Source organism: Microbacterium sp. NPDC078428 (genome assembly GCF_044542535.1).
GTDB classification, from domain to species: Bacteria; Actinomycetota; Actinomycetes; order Actinomycetales; family Microbacteriaceae; genus Microbacterium; species Microbacterium limosum.
This window is the reverse complement of record NZ_JBITUP010000002.1, coordinates 165,985-187,113: the sequence shown is the minus strand read 5'-3', so window position 1 is coordinate 187,113 and position 21,129 is coordinate 165,985. Positions and strand designations below refer to the sequence as shown.

At 71.9% G+C, this 21,129-nt stretch carries 25 protein-coding genes and 1 tRNA gene; 11 read left to right on the top strand and 15 right to left on the bottom strand.

Going from position 1 to position 21,129, the window contains the following annotated elements:
* Positions 1 to 92: 92 nt before the first annotated feature.
* The 3 genes from ACIGCK_RS05110 to ACIGCK_RS05100 all read right to left on the bottom strand — a co-directional run bounded on the left by ACIGCK_RS05110 (position 93) and on the right by ACIGCK_RS05100 (position 1,818).
* Positions 93 to 377 carry a Fe-S cluster assembly protein HesB gene (locus ACIGCK_RS05110; protein ID WP_330170182.1) on the bottom strand — a complete coding sequence of 95 codons (285 nt, stop codon included), beginning with the start codon at positions 375 to 377 and terminating at the stop codon, positions 93 to 95.
* Positions 378 to 533: 156 nt separating this feature from the next.
* Positions 534 to 887 carry an Lsr2 family protein gene (locus tag ACIGCK_RS05105; RefSeq protein ID WP_396664333.1) on the bottom strand — a complete coding sequence of 118 codons (354 nt, stop codon included), beginning with the start codon at positions 885 to 887 and terminating at the stop codon, positions 534 to 536.
* Between the two features lie 49 nt (positions 888 to 936).
* Positions 937 to 1,818 (bottom strand): LuxR C-terminal-related transcriptional regulator, encoded by an 882-nt coding sequence (locus ACIGCK_RS05100; protein WP_396664332.1) that lies wholly within the window; start codon positions 1,816 to 1,818, stop codon positions 937 to 939.
* Between the two features lie 193 nt (positions 1,819 to 2,011).
* Here ACIGCK_RS05100 and ACIGCK_RS05095 point away from each other — a divergent pair, with 193 nt between their 5' ends.
* A complete protein-coding gene (locus ACIGCK_RS05095; protein WP_396664330.1) occupies positions 2,012 to 2,365 on the top strand; it encodes a DUF485 domain-containing protein in 354 nt (117 codons plus the stop codon).
* Positions 2,362 to 3,984, top strand: a complete 1,623-nt coding sequence (locus ACIGCK_RS05090; protein ID WP_396664329.1) for a cation acetate symporter — start codon at positions 2,362 to 2,364, stop codon at positions 3,982 to 3,984. Before ACIGCK_RS05095 ends, ACIGCK_RS05090 begins: the two co-directional genes overlap by 4 nt.
* A gap of 25 nt (positions 3,985 to 4,009) precedes the next feature.
* On the opposite strand, the gene ACIGCK_RS05085 is transcribed toward ACIGCK_RS05090, so the two are convergent.
* Complete coding sequence (locus ACIGCK_RS05085) at positions 4,010 to 4,672, bottom strand: DNA-3-methyladenine glycosylase I (RefSeq protein ID WP_396664327.1); 663 nt, start codon at positions 4,670 to 4,672, stop codon at positions 4,010 to 4,012.
* Entirely contained in the window at positions 4,669 to 5,184 is a 516-nt protein-coding gene (locus ACIGCK_RS05080; protein WP_396664325.1) for a methylated-DNA--[protein]-cysteine S-methyltransferase, read from the bottom strand. Before ACIGCK_RS05080 ends, ACIGCK_RS05085 begins: the two co-directional genes overlap by 4 nt.
* A 164-nt stretch (positions 5,185 to 5,348) precedes the next feature.
* Between ACIGCK_RS05080 and ACIGCK_RS05075 the strand changes: the two genes are divergently transcribed.
* Together ACIGCK_RS05075 and ACIGCK_RS05070 are read left to right on the top strand one after the other, a co-directional pair.
* Positions 5,349 to 9,068, top strand: coding sequence for a DEAD/DEAH box helicase (locus ACIGCK_RS05075; RefSeq protein WP_396664323.1), 3,720 nt, complete (start codon positions 5,349 to 5,351; stop codon positions 9,066 to 9,068).
* The gene (locus ACIGCK_RS05070) at positions 9,055 to 9,267 is read left to right on the top strand and encodes a hypothetical protein (RefSeq protein WP_330170174.1); all 213 of its coding nucleotides are present in this window, start codon (positions 9,055 to 9,057) and stop codon (positions 9,265 to 9,267) included. The genes ACIGCK_RS05075 and ACIGCK_RS05070 overlap by 14 nt, the downstream gene beginning before the upstream one ends.
* A 35-nt stretch (positions 9,268 to 9,302) precedes the next feature.
* On the opposite strand, the gene mscL is transcribed toward ACIGCK_RS05070, so the two are convergent.
* The 3 genes from mscL to ACIGCK_RS05055 are packed head-to-tail and all read right to left on the bottom strand — an operon-like array spanning position 9,303 to position 10,715.
* Entirely contained in the window at positions 9,303 to 9,728 is a 426-nt protein-coding gene (mscL, locus tag ACIGCK_RS05065) for a large conductance mechanosensitive channel protein MscL (RefSeq protein WP_330170173.1), read from the bottom strand.
* 38 nt (positions 9,729 to 9,766) lie between these two features.
* Entirely contained in the window at positions 9,767 to 10,096 is a 330-nt protein-coding gene (locus tag ACIGCK_RS05060) for an FmdB family zinc ribbon protein (protein WP_396664321.1), read from the bottom strand.
* A 13-nt stretch (positions 10,097 to 10,109) separates the two neighbouring features.
* Positions 10,110 to 10,715 carry a 5-formyltetrahydrofolate cyclo-ligase gene (locus ACIGCK_RS05055; protein ID WP_396664711.1) on the bottom strand — a complete coding sequence of 202 codons (606 nt, stop codon included), beginning with the start codon at positions 10,713 to 10,715 and terminating at the stop codon, positions 10,110 to 10,112.
* A gap of 94 nt (positions 10,716 to 10,809) precedes the next feature.
* On the opposite strand from ACIGCK_RS05055, the gene galU reads away from it, so the two are divergent.
* The 3 genes from galU to ACIGCK_RS05040 all read left to right on the top strand — a co-directional run bounded on the left by galU (position 10,810) and on the right by ACIGCK_RS05040 (position 13,336).
* Positions 10,810 to 11,697 carry a UTP--glucose-1-phosphate uridylyltransferase GalU gene (gene galU, locus ACIGCK_RS05050; protein ID WP_396664319.1) on the top strand — a complete coding sequence of 296 codons (888 nt, stop codon included), beginning with the start codon at positions 10,810 to 10,812 and terminating at the stop codon, positions 11,695 to 11,697.
* 31 nt (positions 11,698 to 11,728) lie between these two features.
* Complete coding sequence (locus ACIGCK_RS05045) at positions 11,729 to 12,370, top strand: GNAT family N-acetyltransferase (RefSeq protein ID WP_396664318.1); 642 nt, start codon at positions 11,729 to 11,731, stop codon at positions 12,368 to 12,370.
* Between the two features lie 84 nt (positions 12,371 to 12,454).
* Positions 12,455 to 13,336 (top strand): hypothetical protein, encoded by an 882-nt coding sequence (locus ACIGCK_RS05040; RefSeq protein ID WP_396664316.1) that lies wholly within the window; start codon positions 12,455 to 12,457, stop codon positions 13,334 to 13,336.
* Positions 13,337 to 13,405: 69 nt separating this feature from the next.
* On the opposite strand, the gene ACIGCK_RS05035 is transcribed toward ACIGCK_RS05040, so the two are convergent.
* Positions 13,406 to 13,582: a CsbD family protein gene (locus tag ACIGCK_RS05035; RefSeq protein ID WP_396664314.1), complete on the bottom strand. Its 177-nt coding sequence runs from the start codon at positions 13,580 to 13,582 to the stop codon at positions 13,406 to 13,408.
* Between the two features lie 184 nt (positions 13,583 to 13,766).
* On the opposite strand from ACIGCK_RS05035, the gene ACIGCK_RS05030 reads away from it, so the two are divergent.
* Positions 13,767 to 13,839: transfer RNA gene (locus ACIGCK_RS05030), tRNA-Ala, on the top strand.
* Positions 13,840 to 14,136: 297 nt separating this feature from the next.
* On the top strand, positions 14,137 to 14,613 hold the full coding sequence (locus ACIGCK_RS05025; RefSeq protein ID WP_330170165.1) for a YbaK/EbsC family protein: 477 nt from the start codon (positions 14,137 to 14,139) through the stop codon (positions 14,611 to 14,613).
* A 12-nt stretch (positions 14,614 to 14,625) separates the two neighbouring features.
* Here the strand turns inward: ACIGCK_RS05025 and ACIGCK_RS05020 are convergent, their stop codons facing one another.
* Genes ACIGCK_RS05020 through ACIGCK_RS05010 form a run of 3 tightly spaced genes read right to left on the bottom strand, consistent with a single transcriptional unit; the run spans position 14,626 to position 16,790 of the window.
* Entirely contained in the window at positions 14,626 to 15,114 is a 489-nt protein-coding gene (locus tag ACIGCK_RS05020) for a SixA phosphatase family protein (protein WP_396664312.1), read from the bottom strand.
* 9 nt (positions 15,115 to 15,123) lie between these two features.
* On the bottom strand, positions 15,124 to 15,474 hold the full coding sequence (locus ACIGCK_RS05015; RefSeq protein ID WP_396664311.1) for a gamma-glutamylcyclotransferase family protein: 351 nt from the start codon (positions 15,472 to 15,474) through the stop codon (positions 15,124 to 15,126).
* Between the two features lie 32 nt (positions 15,475 to 15,506).
* A complete protein-coding gene (locus ACIGCK_RS05010) occupies positions 15,507 to 16,790 on the bottom strand; it encodes a DUF445 domain-containing protein (protein WP_396664309.1) in 1,284 nt (427 codons plus the stop codon).
* Positions 16,791 to 16,872: 82 nt separating this feature from the next.
* On the opposite strand from ACIGCK_RS05010, the gene ACIGCK_RS05005 reads away from it, so the two are divergent.
* Entirely contained in the window at positions 16,873 to 17,145 is a 273-nt protein-coding gene (locus tag ACIGCK_RS05005) for a metal-sensitive transcriptional regulator (protein WP_396664308.1), read from the top strand.
* Between the two features lie 30 nt (positions 17,146 to 17,175).
* Here the strand turns inward: ACIGCK_RS05005 and ACIGCK_RS05000 are convergent, their stop codons facing one another.
* Together ACIGCK_RS05000 and ACIGCK_RS04995 are read right to left on the bottom strand one after the other, a co-directional pair.
* Positions 17,176 to 18,348, bottom strand: coding sequence for an acyl-CoA dehydrogenase family protein (locus tag ACIGCK_RS05000; protein ID WP_396664709.1), 1,173 nt, complete (start codon positions 18,346 to 18,348; stop codon positions 17,176 to 17,178).
* A gap of 14 nt (positions 18,349 to 18,362) precedes the next feature.
* Entirely contained in the window at positions 18,363 to 19,121 is a 759-nt protein-coding gene (locus ACIGCK_RS04995; RefSeq protein WP_330170159.1) for an alpha/beta hydrolase, read from the bottom strand.
* 90 nt (positions 19,122 to 19,211) lie between these two features.
* Between ACIGCK_RS04995 and ACIGCK_RS04990 the strand changes: the two genes are divergently transcribed.
* Positions 19,212 to 19,616, top strand: coding sequence for a pilus assembly protein CpaE (locus ACIGCK_RS04990; RefSeq protein ID WP_396664305.1), 405 nt, complete (start codon positions 19,212 to 19,214; stop codon positions 19,614 to 19,616).
* An 82-nt stretch (positions 19,617 to 19,698) separates the two neighbouring features.
* Here the strand turns inward: ACIGCK_RS04990 and ACIGCK_RS04985 are convergent, their stop codons facing one another.
* Positions 19,699 to 20,904, bottom strand: coding sequence for an MFS transporter (locus ACIGCK_RS04985; protein WP_396664303.1), 1,206 nt, complete (start codon positions 20,902 to 20,904; stop codon positions 19,699 to 19,701).
* Between the last annotated feature and the right edge of the window lie 225 nt (positions 20,905 to 21,129).

Below are 21,129 nucleotides of genomic sequence, written 5' to 3'. Positions count from 1 at the left end.
GATCCCGTCGACCGCTCGGTGCCGCGCGATATCCGATCGGGAACGACGAAGGGCCCCCGCCGGCGGCGGGAGCCCTTCGCGAAAACTCTGGGTCAGGCCTGTGCGGCCAGCGCGAAGCGCACCGACCCATCCTGCGACACCTCTGCGTCGAGCACCTTGTCGTCGAGCTCGGTCGCGGCGGCCGGCTCGAGGAAGACACGCGCGGCGCCCTGCTCGACGACGGAGTCCTCGGGCTCGGGGGACGAGGCGATCTGCAGCTCGAAACCGGCCTCGGGGGTGCCGTTTCCGCGGATGCGGAGCCCGCCGTTCTCTCCCTCGGGAACCTGGGAGACGATGGAGCGGACAGCGGTTGCGGCGTTCTCGGTGAGTGTGAGCATGGTGCTCTTCCTTCCGTAGGGGACGGCGAGAACGCCACGATTCCGAGAATTCGGAGTCGTTTCAAGCCACAGCGCCCATTCGGAGGGTTCTCCCATGTAACCGGGATCGCGTGCGATAGAGAGGGCGATCAGCTGAGCAGCCACCCCGCGCCGGCGTCAGGCGCCCTGCGCCGCCTCGTACGCCTCGATGACGGCGGCCGGCACGCGCCCCCGCTCCGACACCTGGTGGCCGTTCGAGCGGGCCCATTCGCGGACCGCGGTGTAGTCCTGCTGGCCGGTGCGGCGGCGCTTGCGTGTCGCGGCGGATGCCTGGGCACCGCGCGCGGAGACGGGCCGGGCAGCGTCGATGAAGCGCTGCATCGCGTCGCGCAGCGCTGCGGCGTTGTCGTCGGTCAAGTCGATCTCGTAGGCGACGCCGTCAAGCGAAAACAGCACCGTCTCGCCCTCTCCGACCTCGAGGAGGGAGCCGTCGAGGTCGTCGACGAGTTGATGCACGATTCTGCGGGCCATGTCGACACCTTATCGGCACCGATCGGCGAAAGGCACGACCGCGCGCTGATCAGGGCAGAAGCCCCGACCGGCGCGCCTTCGTCACGGCCGCGTGGCGCGTCGCGGCATCCAGCTTGCCCATCGCGGAGGACAGGTAGGCCTTGACCGTGCCCTCCCTCAGCCCGAGCGACCCGGCGATCTCGGCGTTGGTGGCGCCGAGGGCGACGCACGCGAGCACGTCGATCTCGCGGGGCGAGAGCGAGACGTCGCCGGCCGATCGCCCGGCGGCGGCCGTGTCGCGCACGATGCCCGAATCGCCGGAGATGGCGGCCAGGCGCCGCTCGATCACCTCCAGGCGGCGGCGCAGGGCGGGGTCGACGATGCCCGACGCGACCTGGCGCAGCTCGGCGTAGCTCTCCCGCAGTTCCTCGCGCAGCGGAGCCGAGAGCCCCGCGCTCGCGAGCGGCGCGGGGGCGAGCTTCGCCACGCGGCGGCGCACCTCGTCGCGCACCCGAAGCTCCGCGGCCAGCGCGTCGGCGACCTGGAAGGCGGGGGCCGCCACGACATCGCCGACACCCTGCGATGCCCACGCGCCGCCGTAGAGCACGCCGCGTGCGCGGCCGTCGACGACGACCGGCACCGCGAGCAGGGTCGTGATGCCCTCCCCGAGGATATGGCCGTCGTAATCGTGGGTGATGTGCTGCGCGCTCCGGTAGTCCCGCGTCATGCGCGGCCGCAGCTCGACCATGGCGCGGCCGCCGAGGCCCCGCTCCGGCCGCACGCTCAGCCCGTCGAGGCTGCGGGTGCGGCTGCCCACGACGGAGGTGACGGACACCGACCCGTCGGAGAGGAGCCCGCCGAACGCGACGGGGAAGTGGGTGCGGCGGGCGAGATCGCGCACCGCCCCGGCCACCAGTCGCACGTCGTCGTCGCTGCGCTCCTGCGTAAGCATCGCTACCTACTTTCGGGGGTGACGGCATCCTCGCCGCCTTCGTAGCGTCGAGGGTATCACCACGCAGCGCGCGGAATTCCGTCCGAACCAGGCGGTTATGCCCCAGGTATGACATCCCGGGGAGGCGGGCCCGTCGCGCCCGGAATCGGCGCGCCCAGGGCGGTCGCGCTCGTTGAGTCGGCAAGGAGGCCGCATGAACGACCCGAGACCCGAGACCGCTCCTCCGGGGGCGATCGACTACGTCGCGGTGGAGGAGTCCGCGCCTTTCCAGGAGCTCAAGCGCACGCAGCGCAGCTTCGTGTTCCCGTTGGCGATCGCGTTCCTCGTCTGGTACTTCGCCTACGTGCTGCTGTCGTCGTTCGCGACCGAGTTCATGGCGCAGCGGGTGTGGGGAGACATCACCGTGGGGCTGCTCATGGGGCTCGGGCAGTTCGTCACCACCTTCGCGATCACGATGGGCTACGTCGCCTTCGCCAACCGCAGGCTCGACCCCAAGGCCGAGGCGATCCGCGATGAGCTCGAGCGTCGGCAGGGGGCCTCCGCGTGACCGAGATCCTCGCCGCCCTCGATGCGGCATCCTCGACCGTCGAGAACAACCCGATCCTCAACATCTCGATCTTCGGCGCGTTCGTCGCGGTGACGCTGTTCATCGTCATCCGCGCGAGCCGGAACAACAAGACGGCCGCCGACTACTACGCCGCGGGCCGCTCGTTCACGGGCCCGCAGAACGGGTTCGCGATCGCGGGCGACTACCTCTCCGCGGCGTCCTTCCTCGGCATCTGCGGCGCCATCGCCCTCAACGGGTACGACGGCTTCCTCTACTCGATCGGCTTCCTCGTGGCGTGGCTGGTCGCCCTGCTGCTCGTGGCCGAGCTCATGCGCAACACCGGCAAGTTCACGATGGCCGACGTGCTCTCGTTCCGTCTGCAGCAGCGGCCGGTGCGGATGGCGGCGGCCATCACGACGCTCGCGGTGTGCTTCTTCTACCTGCTCGCGCAGATGGCGGGGGCGGGCGGGCTCGTCTCGCTGCTGCTCGGCATCGACGACTACGTCGGCCAGTCGGTCATCGTCGCCGTCGTCGGCGTGCTCATGATCGTCTACGTGCTCGTGGGCGGCATGAAGGGCACGACCTGGGTGCAGATCGTGAAGGCGTTCCTGCTCATCGGCGGCGCCATCGTGATGACCGTCTGGGTTCTCGCGATCAACGGCTTCAGCCTCGACCGACTGCTCGGCAGCGCCGTGGATGCCTCGACGACGACCCCGCCGGACGCCATTCTCGGGCCGGGGCTGCAGTACGGCGCGAACCCGTGGGACTTCATCAGCCTCGCGATCGCGCTCGTGCTGGGCACCGCCGGGCTGCCGCACGTGCTGATGCGCTTCTACACGGTGCCCACGGCCAAGGAGGCCCGGCGCTCGGTGGTGTGGGCGATCTGGCTCATCGGCCTCTTCTACCTGCTGACGCTCGTGCTCGGCTACGGAGCGGGCGCCCTGGTCGGTCCCGACGTCATCCGCGCCGCGCCCGGCGGGGTCAACTCGGCGGCGCCGCTGCTCGCGCTCGAGCTCGGCGGGCCGATCCTGCTCGGGTTCATCTCGGCCGTGGCGTTCGCGACGATCCTCGCGGTCGTCGCGGGTCTGACGATCACGGCGGCGGCCTCGTTCGCGCACGATATCTACGCGAACGTCGTGAAGAAGGGCGACGTTCCGCCCGACGGCGAGGTCAAGGTGGCCCGTCGCACGGTCATCGTGATCGGTGTGCTGGCGATCGTCGGCGGCATCGGCGTGCAGGGACAGAACGTCGCGTTCCTCGTCGCGCTGGCGTTCGCCGTCGCGGCATCCGCCAACCTGCCGACCATCCTCTTCTCGCTGTTCTGGCGCGGGTTCACCACCCGCGGCGCGGTGTGGAGCATGTACGGCGGGCTCGGCGCGGCGATCGTGCTCATCGTCGCCTCGCCCGTCTTCTGGGGCACCGACACGAGCGTGTTCCGCGGTGTCGGCACGGCGATCTGGCCGCTGAACAACCCCGGGATCGTCTCGATCCCGCTCGGGTTCTTCCTCGGCTGGCTCGGCTCGGTGACCTCGCGCCGACAGGAGGACCGGCGTCTGGCGGCCGAGATGGACGTGCGCTCCCTCACCGGCTTCGGCGCGGAGAAGGCGACCGAGCACTGAGGCACGGGTGTGGCCGGCGAGCGGCCTACTCGCTCGCCGGCCACACCCCGCTCGTGCCCCGGCGGTGGCTTCCCACCAGGTGGGTGTCGACCATGCCGACGGCCTCCATCAGTGCGAACGCCGTGGTGGGGCCGACGAACCGGAACCCGCGGGCCTTCAGCGCCGCAGCCAGCGCCCGCGACTCCGGAGATGCGGTAGGGATGTCGGCCACCGTGGTCGGCCGCGGGGTCTGCGCGGGCTGGAAGCCCCAGACGAGGGAGGCGAGCCCGCCCTCCTCGCGCAGGGCGAGCGTCGCCCGCGCATTGCCGATCGTGGCGAGGATCTTCGCGCGGTTGCGGATGATCGCGGCATCCGCCAGCAGGCGATCGACGTCGGCGTCGTCGTAGTCCGCGACGGCCTCCGGATCGAACTGCGCGAACGCGTGCCGGAAGGCGGGCCGCTTGCGCAGCACGATGGCCCAGGACAGGCCGGACTGGAACGCCTCGAGGCTGAGCCGCTCGAACAGTCCGCGCTCGTCGCGCACGGGCATGCCCCACTCCGTGTCGTAGTACTCCCGCAGCAGGGGGTCGGTCGCGGCCCAGCGCGGGCGGACCAGGCCGTCCTCGCCGAGGATCAGGTCGGGCGAGGGGGCGCCCCCGGGCGGCGTCCCCGTCGAGGTGGTCGCGCGAGGCTGCGGGGCGGCGGTCATGCCCGCACCGCCCCGTGGGCCGCCTCGAGCGCGAGCAGGTGGCGCTTGACCTCGGGGCTGCCGCCGTACTCGCCCGGGCTGCCGTCTGCGCGCACCACCCGGTGCACCGGTACGAGCAGCGAGATGGGTGTCGTGGCGCACGCGGTGCCGACCGCGCGGGCCGCGCGCGGCGAGCCGGCCGCGGCCGCGACCTCGCCGTACCCCGCCGTCTCGGCGTAGGGGATGCGCCGGATCGCCTCGAGAGCCGCGCGTGCGAACCCGCGCGTCGCCGAGAGGTCGAGCGCCTCGTCGAACGTGCGCCGGTGCCCCGCGAAGTACTCCTCCAGCTGGTGCGCCAGCTCGTCGAATCCTGCGGGGTCGGGAAGAGCCGCGCCGCGGAGGCCGGCCAGCATGCGCTCGAGGGCCTGCTCGGGCGCGCTGTCGGTGAAGCGGAGGGCGACGATGCCCTCGTCCCCGCGCACGACGACGGCGGTGCCGATGGGTGAGGGGAGGAAGCCGAACGCGAAAGGCATGCGCCCATCCTGCCGCGCGGGTCGTCCCCCTCGCCGGCCCGAGCCGGATCGGGGGAGAGGGGATGAGGCTCCCCGGTGGGGGAGGAGCCCTACCGGGCGCGCGAATACCGCGAAACCCGCCCCGCCTGTCGCTCTGTACGCCGTGAGCCGCTTAGGGTGACCGTGTGTGGCGAGCAGATGGCAGCGCCGTGGATGCGGAAGGTAACGGTCCCGCGTCCTCGGTGACCCCGCATGAGCTGTCGTTGGGAGAGCCCGGAGTGCAGGTCGTGAACGTCGCGGATGACGAGCGCGCGCGGCTGCGTGCCGAAGCGAAGGAGCTCGGCGGGGCATCCCCGCTGCTGCGCTTCACTGTCGCCGCCGACACCGGCATCGACATCACCAACGCCCATCCGGGCAGCCTGCCGCAGTTCATCACGGGACAGTCGACGCTGCTGTCGGGCCTGTTCCGAGACGAGGTGGCGCTGCGCACCGCGCGGCTGGCCGCCGAGGCGATCACCGCCAAGAACGTCGAGCTGCGCACCGTGCGCTCGATCGACGCCGTGCATCTGGCCGTCGGGCTCGCCTCGTGGCGCCTGGGCGGCGTCGTCTACACCTCGCCCGTGCTGCTGCGGCCGCTCGCGATCCGCCGACACGGATCCGACTTCGAGCTGAAGCTCCACGGCGGCTTCCACATCAACCCCGAACTCGCCTCGGTGGCGCGGGAGCACTTCGGCCTCACCCTCGACGGGCCCTCGCTCGCCGAGCTCGCGCACGAGCACGGCGTGTTCAAGCCCCAGCGGGTCATCGACCGCCTCCGCGCGATGACCGCCCACATCGACACGTTCACGGTGCAGCCGCGCCTGGTGGTGTCGACCTTCGCCGACGTCGCCCGCGCGATGAGCCGCGACGGCGTCACCCTCCCGAGCGTCGTTCTCGACGCGCTCGCGGGGCACGCGGCGGCGAAGGAGTCGCTCGCGCACCAGCCCGGCGAGGCGCGATCCACCGGATCGGACGAGCGGTCCCCGGCATCCGACACGCTCCTGCTCGACGCCGACGGCGAACAGGAGCACGTGCTCGCCCAGATCACGGCCGGCCGCTCGATCGCGGTGGCGACCCTTCCCGGCACGGGCGGCACGCAGACGGTCATCAACGCCGTCGGCGCTCTCGTGCAGGCCCACAAGCGCGTGCTCGTGGTCAGCGCCCGCCGCTCGACGATCGAGGGGGTGCGGCACCGCCTGCAGCAGATCTCGCTGCCGGGCCTGGCGTGCTCGCCCGCATCGGCCGGACGCGACCTCGTGCGCGCGATCGCGCGCAACGAGAAGGCGAGGGCGCCGCAGCTCACGGAAGTCGACGATGCGCTCGTGCGCCTGCGGGCGCTGCTTATCGCATACCGCCGCTCGCTCACCGCGAAGGTTCCCGGCCTCGGGGTCAGCCCGCTGGAGACCGTGCGTGCGCTTGCGCAGCTGCAGTGGGGCGAGGGGGCCGCCAACACGGCCGCCCGCTTCGACTACGACACGCTCACCCGCCTCGCCGGCGACCGCTCCGACGCCGCCGACAAGCTCCGGCTCGCCGCGTCGCTCGGCGAGTTCCGGTTCGGACCCGGCGACTCGCCCTGGTACGGCGTCACCTTCTCCTCCACCGAGGAGGCCGAGGCCGCGCACAGGCTCGCGCAGCGCCTGCACGCCACCGAGGTGCCCCGACTCCTCGAGCGCGGGTACGAGCTCATCGCGCAGACGCGCATGCGACCTTTCGCCTCGATCGATGAGCTCGGCGACTACCTGCGTCTGCTCATCGACATCCGCGACTCGCTCGACCGCTTCAGCCCCTCCGTCTACGAGCGTCCGCTCGCCGAGCTCATCAAGGCCGTCGGGCCGCGGCGCGACGCCGCCGACATGCGCGGCGGGGAGCGTCGCCGGCTGCGCCGCCTGGCGAAGGAGTACGTGCGCCCCGGCGTTCACGTCGTCGACATGCACGACGCGCTGGTGCGCATCCACCGTCAGCGCACGCAGTGGCAGCGCTACGTCGACGCGGGGGTCGCGCCCGAGGTGCCGCTGGGCCTCGCCGACGTGCACGTGGCCTGGCAGCGCGTCTCCGCGGAGCTCGCCGAGCTCGACACCCCGCTCGGGCGCGACCTCGATCAGCGCCTCGCCGCGCTGCCCGTGGACCGGCTCGTGCGCATCCTCGGCGGGCTCGCCGCCGAGTCCGAGGTGCTCGACAACCTCATCGAGCGCACCGCACTCCGGGCCGAGCTCTCCCGCCTGGGGCTCGGGCAGCTGCTCTCCGAGCTCTCGGTGCGCCACGTGCCCGCCGACCGGGTGGGCGCCGAGCTGGAGTACGCCTGGTGGCAGTCCACGCTCGAGCACATGCTCCGGGGGGACAAGGCGCTGCTCGGCGCGAACACGGGCGTCGTCGATCGCCTCGAGAGGGACTTCCGACTCGTCGACGAGGCGCACGCCGCGGCATCCGGCCCGCTCCTGGCCTGGCAGCTCGCGCGCGAGTGGAAGATCGGCCTGGTCGACCACCCCGACGAGGCCGACGCCCTGAAGGTGCTGCTCACGCGGGGCACGCCCACGGCGGCGGGTCTTGCGCAGGTCGCCCCGAACCTCGGCCGCGTGCTCGCGCCCGTCTGGCTCGCCTCGCCCTACGACGTCCCGCAGCTGCCCGAGTCGCCCGGTTTCGACACCGTGATCATCGCGGATGCCGGGGCCATCAACCTCGCCGAGGCGGCGCCCGCCATCCGCCGCGCGCGCCAGGTGATCGTGCTGGGCGATCCCGTGACGCAGAAGCCCTCGCCGTTCGCGCTCGCCGCGGGCGTCGTGCCCCAGGAGGAGCCCGAGGTGGCCTTCGACGAGGTCTCGGTCTTCGAGCGCCTCGCCGAGATGCTCCCCGTCTACACCCTCACCCGCAGCTATCGCGCGGGCGGCGAAGACCTCGCCGAGCTCGTCAACGACGCCTTCTACGGCGGCGAGATCGTCTCGGCGCCGTGGGCGGGGTCGTATCTCGGCCGCGGCAGCCTCACCGTCGACTACGTCGAGGGCGGCTTCGGCGCCCCCGATCCGATCACCGGCGCCGTGGAGAGCCCCGACACCGAGGTCGCGCGCGTCGTGACGCTCGTCCTGGAGCACGCCGTGAACCGGCCGGGGGAGTCGCTCATGGTCGTCACGGCGAGCGTGCGTCACGCCGAGCGCGTGCGCGCCGCCGTCAACACGGCCTTCGCGGGCCGCTCGGATGTCTCGGCGTTCGTCACGCGCGACACGGCCGAGCCCTTCGCCGTGCTCACCCTCGAGCAGTCGGTGGCGGAGAGCCGCGACCGCGTGATCTTCTCGCTCGGCTTCGGCCTCACCCGTCACGGTCGGGTGCTGAGCGACTTCGGCGACCTGTCGACCCCCGACGGCGAGCGGCTGCTCACGGTGGGCATGACACGCGCCCGCCGCTCCATGGTGATCGTCTCGTCGATCCGCCCCTCGGCCTTCGACGAGGGGCGACTGGAGCACGGCGCCGCGACCCTCATGTCGATCCTCGGCGGCGTCGCCGCGGGGCGCCGGGAGCCGCGCCTCGAAGACCTCGCCGATCCGCTGACACGGCGGCTGGCGGGCGAGCTGCGCCGCCTCGGCGTGACGGTCGACGTGAACTACCGCGGACTGCTGCCCCTCGTGGCGCAGCACGGCGGCAAGGCGGTCGTCGTCGAAAGCGATCCCGAGACGCACGACGAGTCCCTCCGCGAGGCGCTGCGCCTGCGGCCTCAGCTGCTGCGGCGGCTCGGCTGGCACTACGTGCGGGTGCACTCCTTCGACCTGTACACCGATCCGGCGGCGGTGGCCTCGCGCATCGCGGCGATCCTCGGGCTCCAGCCCGACGCGCCCGCCGTGGACACCTCGACCCAGCCGATCGATGTCATCGAATGATGCGGATGCCGAGGCATCCGGCGCTCCGCGTCAGCGGATCGTGCGGGTTCCCGGTGCGCGCCGCGCGAAGCTGACCCCGGCCCCCGGCACGACGGTCGAGCCCGTCAAGGGCGACGCGACGGCGGAGCCCGCCGCCGAGCCCACGGAGCGCGGTCCGAACGACGACCGGATGCGACGGGACGTCCCGCCGCACTGGTGAGCGGCGTAGGCGCTCCGGCCGGCGGGGCGCGCGGTTCAGCGCGGGTTCGTGGTCTGCTGCTTCTCGAGCAGGTCGCGGATCTGCACGAGGATCTCCTGCTCGGTGGGCAGTTTCGGCTCCTCGGCGGCCTCGGTGAGGCCCGCGCGGGCGGCGGCGCGCGCCTTGATGCGGTTCATCGGGTAGACGAACACGAAGTACACGACGATCGCGACGGCGAAGAAGCTGATGACGGCGCTGATGAGCGAGCCCAGCGGGAAGGTGACGTCCTGCCCGTAGATGCCCGTGATGGTCGGGCCGAACTCGCCCGACTCGTTCGGCTGATAGAAGATCGCCACGAGCGGATTGATGATGCTCGCGACGATCGCGTTGACCACGGCGGTGAAGGCGGCGCCGATGACGACGGCTACGGCCAGGTCGATGACGTTCCCGCGGAGGATGAACTCCTTGAAGCCCTTGATCATGCTCGGTTCCTCGTTCCTTTCGTTCGGCGGTGCGGCAGTCAGGATCCCGCGGGAGCAGGCGCGGCCTTCGCTCCGGACGACGATTCCGCCGAAGAAGCCCCCGAGCCGCCGCCGGAGTCCTTCGAGGACGAGGACGAACCGCCGGACGAACCTGACGAGGAGGTCGTGGACGACCCGCCGGAGGACGAGCCCGCGCGCGAGTCGGTGCGGTAGAAGCCGCTGCCGTTGAAGGTGACGCCGATCGAGCCGTACTGCTTGCGCAGTTCGCCGCCGCACTGGGGGCACTCGGTCAGGGCGGGGTCGGCGAAGGACTGCACCGCGTCGAAGCGATGGGCACAGCTCTTGCAGGCATAGGCGTAGGTGGGCATGTCGGCTCCTGGATCAGCGGTCGTTCGCCGCGAAGGTGAGGGTTCGGGCGGGAGTGACGATGCCGGTGACCGGCTGGTCGTGCACCTCGCGCGGTACGTCGGGGAGAAGTTCGGTGTCGAAGATGACGGCGTAGACGGGAGGGCAGCGCTCCATCGAGCCGATCGTCTTGTCGAAGTATCCGCGGCCCCATCCGAGCCGCATGCCCGACTCGTCGACGGCGGCGGCGGGGATGATCATGAGGTCGACGTCGTTGACGGCGATCGGGCCGAGCAGCTCGCCCGTGGGCTCGGGGAGGCCGAACATCCCCTCGGTGATGCCGCCGTTCTTCTCCGCGACGGCCCAGTCCAGCAGTCCGTCGGCGCGCGTCACGGGCAGCAGCACGCGGATGCCGCGGGCGACGGCGCCGTCGACGAACGGCCGCGTGTCGGGCTCGGTGGACGTTGCCAGGAAGCATGAGACCGATCGGGCGCCGAGGCGCTCGACGAGCGCGTCGAGCTGCGCCTTCACGCCCTGCCCGGCCTGTTCGAGCTGGGCCTGCGAGAGCGTCTGGCGTCGCTCGCGGAGGTCGGCGCGAAGCGCCCGCTTGGTGTTGTCGATGTCGTGCGACACGCGCACCATCATAGGCGGGGTGAGGGGGCAGACCGGCGGCGACCGGCGGCGAGACCGAGCATGCGCGGCATATCGGTGTGCGTGCGACCGATACGATATCCGCATGCCTGAAGCGAAGTTCAAAGCCGTCATCCCTGCAGCCGGTCTCGGCACACGCTTCCTCCCCGCCACCAAGGCGATGCCGAAGGAGATGCTTCCGGTGGTCGACAAGCCGGCCATCCAGTACGTCGTGGAAGAGGCCGTCCAGGCCGGCATCGAGGACGTGCTCATCATCATCGGCCGCAACAAGAACAACCTCTCGAACCACTTCGACTCCGTCCCCGAGCTCGAGGACAAGCTGCGCGCCAAGGGCGACACCTCCAAGCTCGAGAAGGTCATGGCCTCCTCCGATATGGCCGACATCCACTTCGTGCGTCAGGGGGAGCCCAAGGGCCTCGGGCACGCGGTGCTGCGCGCGAGGGCGCACGTCGGCGACATGCCGTTCGCCGTGCTGCTCGGCGACGACCTGATCGACGATCGCGACCCGCTCCTGGGGAAGATGCTCGAGGAGCAGACCAAGCGCGGCGCGTCGATCGTCGCCCTCATGGAGGTAGACCCCGAGCAGATCCACCTCTACGGCGCGGCCGCCGTCGAGGCCACCGACGACCCCGACGTCGTGCGGGTCACCGGCCTCGTCGAGAAGCCCGCGAAGGAGGATGCCCCCTCCAACCTCGCCATCATCGGCCGCTACGTGCTGAGCCCTGCGATCTTCGACGTGCTGGAGCACACCGAGCCCGGCAAGGGCGGCGAGATCCAGCTCACCGACGCGCTCGAGGAGCAGGCGGCGGATGCCGAGGGCCCCGGCGTGTTCGGCGTCGTGTTCCGCGGTCGTCGTTACGACACCGGCGATAGGGTTGATTACATCAAGGCCATCGTGCAGCTGGCCTCGGATCGCGAGGATCTGGGCCCCGAGCTGCGTCCCTGGTTCAAGGAGTTCGCGGCGGGCCTGTAACGCCCCGTCGCACGGGTCGAGGGGAGCGCACATGGAGATGGAGCTGCCCCGCGCGCACGGACCCGTGTCGATCCGGCTCGTCCGCGCGAAGGACGCGCGGGTGCTGCAGCAGGAGCTGCTGTCCAACCGCACGTGGCTGCAGCGCTGGGAGGCCACGAGCCCGGACGGGCCGGTCTCGTTCGACATGCGCCTCGGCATCCGCCGTCTGCTGCAGCAGTACCGTGACGGTCTGGGCGTGCCGTTCGTCATGGAGTACGACGGACTCGTCGCCGGCCAGCTGAACGTGTGGGGGATCGCGCGCGGGTCGCTCTCGAGCGCGACGATCGGCTACTGGGTCAGCGAGCGCTTCGCGGGCAAGTCCATCACGCCCACCTCGGTAGCGATGGCCACCGACCTCTGCTTCACCGACCTTCGGCTGCACCGGATGGAGATCTGCATCCGCCCGGAGAACCAGGCGAGCCTGCGGGTCGTGGAGAAACTCGGCTTCCGCTACGAGGGTCTTCGGCGCCGATACATCCACATCGACGGCGACTGGCGCGACCATTACGCGTTCGCGCTCACCCGCGAGGAGGTGCCGCACGGCGTGCTCGATCGGTGGGTGCGCGGGCAGGCACCCCGCGACGCCGCGACCGTGCCCCCGGCCGACCGGGAGCCCAGCGCGCCGGGAGTGTGACGCGGCATCCGCGTTCAGGCGATCATGCCCCGACACGCGGGCGGATGCGGTCGGTATCGCCCCGGCTCGCATACCGTAGGCGCCATGGGTGGGCAGGTTCTCGGCGGCGGCGTGATCGTGCTGGTCGCCGTCGCGCTGTGGCTGGTGTATCTCATGCCCACATGGCAGAACCGGCATCGGTACTATGCCGCCGAGCGCAACGCCGTGCGGCTCAACCAGGCCCTCCGTGTGCTCGCCGAGACCAGCGAGACACCCGAAGAGGTGCGCCTGGAGCTGACCGCCCGCACCGCCGCGCAGCAGCAGAAGCTCGCCAAGCGCCTGCAGTCCGAGAAGCAGGCCGCAGAACTCGAGCAGCTGCGACTCGAGCTCGAGGCCGCGCGCCACGCTCCTCAAGCCCGCCGCGCCCGTGCCCGCCGACGTGCGCGCCTCGTCGCCACTGCGCTGCTCTTCGCCGCGCTCGCCGTGATCGGGCTGGGCGTATGGCAGACCGTGCAGACCGGCGGCCAGGTGCTGCTGTGGTCGGGTGCGGGGCTCGCCGTGATGTCCGTCGCCGTGCTCCAGCGGATGGCGGCGGTGGCGACGCGCGCACGCATGCGCGAAGCCGGCGCCGCGCCCACGATGCTCGGTGAGCGTGAGCAGCCCCAGGTGCAGGACGTCGCGCTGCCGGAACAGGTCTCCCGTGAATGGACGCCCCGCTCGCTGCCCCAGCCGCTCGTCTCCTCGGCGGGCTCCCGGGCGGCCGCCGAGCTGGATGCCGCGGCCGCGCACGAGGCCCTGCGCCGCGCCGCGCGCGAGGAGGCCCTGCGGGCCCAGGCCGCGCGTCTCCAGCCCGATCCCGTGTCGCTCGCCGCGGCGCGCGCCTCGCAGCAGCCGATCGTCTCGCCCTACTCCGCGATGGGCACGGTCGACGACGCCGAGATCGAAGCCCACGTCCGGCAGCTGCTGCAGCGCCGGGCCGCGGGCTGACCCCTCGGGCACGCGAAGGCGGCCCACCCCCGAGGGGATGGGCCGCAGCCGACGATGTCGGAGCTCGACTCAGTTGTGGTCGAAGGCGTCCTTGACGTTGTCGCCGGCCTTCTTGGCGTCGGCCTTGGCCTGATCGGCCTTGCCCTCCGCCTCGAGGTTCTCGTTGTCGGTCGCCTTGCCGAACGCTTCCTTCGCCTTGCCGGTGACGTCTTCGGCGGCGTGCTTTGCCTTATCTCCGATGGCCATATACGGCTCCTCTCGTCTTGCGTCCCCCCCATCCTGCGCGTGCCGATCGGCAATCGGGAACGGGTTGTGTTCGCCCAGATGGGGTGATACGGGCACGGCCTAGCGGCGGTCTCGAAGGGTGCGGGTGGAGGGGCCCGTGTGACGAAGACGCCGCCGATGCCGTGATAACCTAACGGAGGTTCACGGGCCTGTGGCGCAGTTGGTAGCGCGCTTCGTTCGCAATGAAGAGGTCAGGGGTTCGAATCCCCTCAGGTCCACCGTTATCCGGGTTTCGTCCCGTTCTGCGCCCTTGCGGTTGCGCGTGCGCGAACCCGCGCATCCCCCCCAGTGCTGCAACCCCGTGCGTTCCTCCTGCTTTCCTCTGCCGGGGAGAGGGGGTCTGCCCGGGAGAGGGCCGGATCGCGGCATCCGCCCCTCGCGTCGGCAATCGCCCTCGGCCGAGCAGAGGGCCGGAGTTGGCGAAGGCGATCGCCCTCGGCCGGGGAGAGGGCCGGACGCCGCGAAGCCGACGGACGCCTCCGCGACCGAGCCGCCGCGCGCCCTAGGCTGGCGGGGTGAGCGCGCCCCTTCCTACCCGCAGCCGAATCGTCGCCGACCGCCTCGCCGAAGCGGGCATTCCCGGGAGGATCGTCGTCCTGCCGGATGCCGCGTCAACCGCCGTGCTCGCCGCGGCGGCGCTGGGCGTAGAGGTCGGTGCCATCGCCAACAGCCTGGTGTTCATGAGCGACGGAGAGCCGCTGCTGGTGATGACCAGCGGTGCGCACCGCGTCGACACCGCGGCCCTCGCGGAGCGGATCGGGCGAGGGTCGATCACCCGCGCCAGTGTCGATCAGGTGCGCGAGGCGACGGGTCAGGCCATCGGCGGCGTCGCCCCGACGGGCCACCCGGACCGCCTCACGACGATCGTCGACGAGGACCTCGCCGCGTATCCGCAGATCTGGGCGGCCGGCGGCACCCCCCACACCGTGTTCCCGCTCACGTTCGACCAGCTCGTGAGCCTCACGGAGGGCACCGTCGCGAAGGTCGACTGACCGCACCGGGTGTCAGCCGCGAGGGGCGTCGAAGCTCCAGGATGCCGGGACGGCGCCTGCCACGTCGTCCCAGGTCGGCACGTCGAACGTGAACACCGCGACGGCGCACGTGGGCATGTGGGAGATCGCGTCCGCGCCGGCGGGGAAGCCGGAGAAGTGCTGCGCGAGCGCCGTCAGACCCGGGTTGTGCGCGACGACGAGGACCGCGTCATCCGCCCGCTCGGCGACGACGCGCAGCAGGGTGCCCGGCGCCGCGCCGTAGAGCCGCTCGTCGAGATCGGGCTGGATCCCGAGCGCCTCTCCGAAGACGGCGGCGGTGGTGCGCGCGCGAACGGCGGTGCTCGAGAGCAGCGCTCCGGGGCGTAGCCCGCTCGCCGCCAGCCGCGCGGCCATGACGGGCGCGTCGCGGAAGCCCCGCTCGTTCAGCGTGCGGTCGTGGTCGTCGAGGCCGGGGTGGTCCCAGCTGGACTTGGCGTGCCGTACGAGGGCCAGCGTCTTCATCCGCCCACCCTACGGGCGCGGCGCGTACGTCCACGCGTTCGCGCCGGAGTCCAGCCGCACGAGCGTGCGCCGACACGCGCCGATCTCGTACTCGTCGGCGGCGTCGAGCTCGTCCTCCGTGACGATCGTCACGATGCCCATGACCTTGTCGAACGGATTGCCGGTGTGGCGCACCACAGCGTGCACGCCGTGGCCCGTGAGCTCGGCGTGGGGGTCGTCGCGGTCGAGATAGTCGACGGTGTAGCCCGAGAGCGCGTCGTCGTCGCCGCCGAGCAGCCGGCCGAACGTCTCGAGCTGCACGACGGGCAGCGTGAGGGTCCCGTAGATGAAGAGCGCGACATCGGTGGATGCTTCGGCCACGCACCCAGGCTAGTGTCCGCGCCGCGGCGGGGCTATGCCCCGGGCCCCCCGAGCACGAGGTGCGCGATCGTGTAGATCGCCAGCCCCGCGAGGGCGCCCACGATCGTGCCGTTGAGGCGGATGTACTGCAGGTCGCGGCCGACCATCAGCTCGATCTTCTCCGTCGTCTCGGCGGGGTCCCAGCGCTCGATCGTGTCGGTGATGATCGAGGCGATGTCGTGGCGGTAGCGCTCCACGACGAACGACGCGGCATCGCTCACCCAGACATCCACCCGCACCCGCAGCCCCTCGTCGGTCTGCAGGCGCTCACCGAGCTCCACGAGGATCTGCTGGGCCCGCATCCGCAGACCGCTGCCGGGATCATCCAGGGAGCGGAGCAGCCCGCCCTTGGCGGTGCTCCAGGCATCCGCGGCGATCCGGCGCAGTCGCGGGCTGTCGAACACCGAGGCCTTCGCGCTCTCGAAGCGCGCGATCGTGTCGGGGTCGCCCTGCAGGTTCGCGGCGAGGCGGTCGAGGTAGCCGTCGATCGCCAGGCGGGCCGGATGCCGGCGGTCGGCGCGCACCGCGGCGACGAACTTCACGGCCTCGCTGTAGGCGGTGTCGTCGACCAGACGCAGCGCGACGCTCGGGACCCACGACGGCAGCCGGCGCGAGACGAGCCCCGTGAAGGCGTCGCGGTTGGTGTCCAGCCAGGTCGCGATGCTGTCGGCGGCGAGGTCGACCGCGCCGTGGTGCGCGCGCGCCTCGACGATGCGCTCGAGCCAGGAGCCGGCGGCGGGGGCCCACTCCGGTTCGACGAGGTGCTCACGCGCCAGGTCGGCGACGAGCGACTGCACGTCGTCGTCGCTCAGCGCTCGCAGCACGCTCGCCGCGAGCGTCGCCCCCTCCGAGGCGACGCGCTCGGCGTGCTCGGGCCGCGACAGCCAGGCCCCGACGCGGTCGGAGACGCCGATCTGCTCCAGCTTGCCCCGCACGATGTCGGCCGAGAGGAAGTTGGTCTCGACGAACTCCCCGAGCGTGCGCCCGATCTCGTCCTTGCGTCGCGGGATGATCGCGGTGTGGGGGATGGGCAGGCCGAGGGGATGCCGGAACAGCGCCGTGACCGCGAACCAGTCGGCCAGCGCGCCGACCATCCCGCCCTCCGCGGCCGCCCGCACGTAGCCGAGCCACGGCACCTCCTCCTGCAGGGTGAAGGCGATGACGAAGACGACGGCCATCCCCAGCAGAGCGCCGAGCGCCACGCCCTTCATCACGCGCAGCGCGCGGCGGCGCTCGCGATCTGCGGGGGTGAGGAGGTGGGTGGGGGTCGGCGTCACCCGGTCATCCTCGCACGGGGGTGCGGCGCCCGGGCCGTCGTCCGGACCGCCGCGCGCGTCGGCCGGAGGGTAGCCTTGCGGCGTGATCGAGGACATCCGCCGCCGAGCCCTTCACCGCACGAGCATCCTGGAGGGCCAGCTGCGCGGCCTGACCAAGATGATCGAGAACGAGGACTACTGCATGGACATCATCGCGCAGTCGCGCGCGATCGAGCGGGCCCTTGAATCCCTCAACCGCCTGCTGCTGGAGAACCACTTGCGCACCCACGTCAGCGAGATGTTCGAGCAGGGCGGCGACGGGCGGGAGCAGGCCGTCGCGGAACTGCTGAAGGCCTTCGACTTCGACGGGCGCTGAGCGCGCGCTGCCGGGCGCGGGGCGCGGCTGTCAGGACTCGATCGGACCGAGCCACGCGGAGGCAAGGGTCGCGTGCGCCGACTCCGGGTCGGAGGGGTGGAACGCCCCGGCGAGCACGTCGCGGTAGAGACGCGAGAGCTCGGAGCGGGTGAAGTACGAGGATCCGCCCGCGACGAGCATCGCGTCATCCACCACGCGCTTCGCGGTCGCGGTGGCGCGGTGCTTGAGCCCCGCCAGCAGCGAGAACCAGCGCGCGCCGTGGTCGGCGAGCGCGTCGACGTCGGCGGCGAGAGAGGCGATCTGCGGCGGCAGGGCGTCGTACGCGAGCGCCATGTCGGCGATGCGCCACCGGATGTCGGGGTCCTGCGCGTAGGTCTTCCCGGTCTTCTTCGACGTGCGTGCGCCGGCGGTCGCGACGGCGACGTCGAGCGCACGGCGCGCGACGCCGGTGTACACCGACGCCAGGAGCACCTCGAAGACGCTGAAGATACCGAACACGAGGGGGTCGGGGTTCGGCCCCGGCGGCACGAACCGCACGACGCGGTCGGCGGGTGCGACGGCGCCGGAGAGCACCGTCGTGCGGCTCTGCGTCGCGCGCATCCCCAGGGTGTCCCAGTCATCGCGCACCTCGATCGTGCCCTCCGACTCGGCCGATCGCGGAACGAAGGCGTAGACGAGCCGCGGCCCCTCGGGCGACGACGTGTCGAGGCCGTGCAGACCCAGCTGCGTCCACGCCGGCGAGAGGGAGGTGAAGATCTTCGTACCGGTGAAGGCATATCCGCCGTCGGCGAGGGGGGCGGCATCCGTGTCGCTGCCGAACAGCACGAGGTCGTTGCCGGCCTCGCTGATCCCGAAGGCGAACACCTCGCCCGCCGCGGCGCCCTCCTGCACGAAGGCGAGGTCGTCGATGCCGCGGTCGCGCAGCACCTTGGCGACTCCCGTCCACACGAGGTGCATGTTCACCGCGAGCGCCGTGGCGGGGGATGCCCCGGCGAGCCGCTGCTGCAGGATCGCCGCCTCGGCGAGGCCCAGCCCGGCTCCGCCGCGGTCCTGCGGCACGAGGATCCCGAGGTAGCCCGCCGACCGCAGGTCGTCGAGGTCGTCGTGCGGGAACGTGTTCTCGGCGTCGTGGCGGGCCGCGCGGGCGCGGATGCGCTCGATCAGCTCGTCGGGCAGATGATCGGCGGCGTCGAACGGGGGCATCGTGGTGTGGTCGGTCACGCGAGGATCTCCAGAAGCATGCGCATCGTCTCGTCGGGCTCGTCCCGGTGGGGCGAGTGGCCCGCGCCGGGAACGATCGCATGGGTGAACCGCGGATTAGACGCCAGGATTCCTTCGGCGACCTCGCCGGTGAACAGGCTGTAGACGGCGGGGTCGGCGCCGAGCACGTGGGTGGGGACGGCCACCTGGCGCGCTGCGGCCGAGACATCCCACGGCATGTTCTGCGCGCTCGTCTGCTCCACCGCCCAGCGGCTGGCCTGCTGCGCCGCCAGCGCCTTCAGCTCGATGTCGTGCGGGTGCCAGTCGGGGTGCTCCGCCCGCACGGCGTCCTCGGAGGTGTCGGCGAACGCGCGCTGCTGGCTGTTGCGCACGATCTCGCTGTCGCGCCCCGCGACGACGATGCCGGGATCGATGAGCACGAGGCGCGCGGCCCACAGGGGATGCGCGGCGCTCGCGACGACGGATGCCGCGCCGCCGAGCGAATGCCCGATGACGACGTCCCACGCGCCGCCGCCCTCGGGCGCGGTCGCGACGAGGTCGGAGGCGTACGCGGCGACGGTGTAGTCGAGCGCCCGCGGTGCGCTGCCATGGCCGCGCAGGTCGACGGCGGTGGCGTGCCAGCCCGCGTCGGCGAGCGCCGTGCCGACGCGCCACATCAGGGCGCCGGAGGAGCCGAGCCCGTGCACGAGCAGGGCGCGGCGGGCGGCGGCGGGGTGACCCCACGAGAGGCGGGGGAGCGTGAGCGGCGAAGTCATTCCGCAAGCCTACGAAGCGGATGGGGCGCCGGGGTCGGCCGGTGCGGCATCCGCGGCCCCGGGCCCGCGGACCCGGGAGAGAATGACGGAGTGATCTCGAGCGACATGGCGCGGGCGCTGCGGGACGCCGGGCTCGTGTGGCGCCCCGCCTCGGGCGACCGCTTCCAGCTCGACGAGCCCGAGTTCGAGGCCGACATCTTCACCGTCAGCGAGATGACGATCGAGCCGCGGGCCTACCCGACGGGCACGATCCTCGCCTTCAACGGCACGACCGAGTGGGCGCTGGATTCCGTAGCGCTCGAGGAGGCGCTGTGGCTGCCGCGCGAAGACCAGCTGCGGGAGATGCTCCGCGGCGCGTTCCGTGCTCTGCGACGCCTTCCCGACACCCACGAGGTCGAGGTCGAGATCGCGGGGGAGCGCAGGGTGTACGAGCATCCCGAGCCCGCCGACGCCTATGCGATGGCGGTGCGGGCGATGCTGATGCGCATCCGCTGAAGCGGGTCGCGGAGCCGCGGGATCGCGTGATCGTCGGCAAGGGCTCCGTGTCGGGGAGGGAGGGCATCGCGCCCCCGCGGGCTCAGGTGATGGTCGGCACGGGCTCCGTGTCGGGGAGGGGGCTGGCATCGCGCCCCCGCAGGTCGGGGAACGAGCGCGCCCACGCGACGGAGACGAGCACGCCGACCGCGGCGAAGGCGGCGGCGGCCCAGTACGCACCGCCGGGGCCCATCCCGTCGATGAGGAAGCCGGCGATGGCCGACCCGGCGGCGGCGCCGATGAGCTGGCCCGTGCCGATCCAGCCGTATGCCTCGGCGGTGTCGCTGAACTTCACGCTGGCGCTCGTGATGGCGAAGATCACCGCGAGGGCGGGCGCGATTCCGATGCCCGCGATGATGAGGGTGCCGCCGAGCCAGAATGCGTTGAGGGAGACCGTGGTGAGCACGAGCCCGATCGTGACGATCGCCATGCGACGCGCCATGGCCCACGAGCCGATCGGGAGGTGCCCGAACGAGAGCCCGCCCGCGAGGCTGCCGACGGCGAAGAGGGCGAGGATGATCCCCGCCTCGAAACCGCCGTGGCCGAAGCTCGCCACGACGCCCGCCTCGACGGCCGCGCACGCGCCGATGAGGAGGAATCCGATGACCGTGCCGAGCAGGACGGGCGGCTTCGCGAGCACCTTGCCGATCGACCGGCGGCTGCGCGGGATGCGCACGCGACCGAGCTCGGGAGACGCGATGAACCACGTGCAGCCGCCGAGGAGGATCGCGACGACGAGGATGAGCGCGGGGGTCGTGCCCGCCTGGAGGGCCGCGAACGTGATGACGACGGGGGCGAAGACCCAGATGAGCTCCTGCAGCGACGCATCGAGGGAGAACAGCGGCGTCAGCTGCCGGGAGTTCACCATCTTCGGGTAGATCGTGCGTACGGCCGACTGGACCGGAGGAGTGGCGAGCCCCGCGAGCAGGCCGAACGCCATGTACGCGGGGACGGGCATCGCGATGAGCGCGATCGCCGTGATCGCGAGGGCGCACACGAGCATCGTGAGGGTGAGCACGCGCCGCATGCCCCACACGCCCATCCAACGGCTCGTGACCGGCCCTGCGACCGCCTGGCCGACCGAGGTCGCGGCGAGCACCAACCCCGCGGCGCCGTAGGAGCCCGTGATGTGCTCGACGTGCAGCAGGAGGCCGAGCGACATCATCCCATTGGGGAAGCGCGCCGTCAGCTGTGCGGCGATGATGCGGCCGACGCCCGGCGTGCGCAGCAGATCACGGTAGGCGCCCACGAGCATCCATCGTAAGCGGCCCCCGAGGGGTGTGCGAGAGAGGTCGACGGTGCGCGTCGCGGAGGTCGTGGCGCGAGGGGCGCGACACGCCGGGGGCGGCTTTCCACAGGCAGATCGATGTCGGATGCCGCGATTAGGTTCGCGGCTGTGGACAGATCTTGCCGCGGCATCCTCGCGCCGCGATTTTCCGGGCCGATGGGGCCACGGGATCGGGGTGGCGATTGT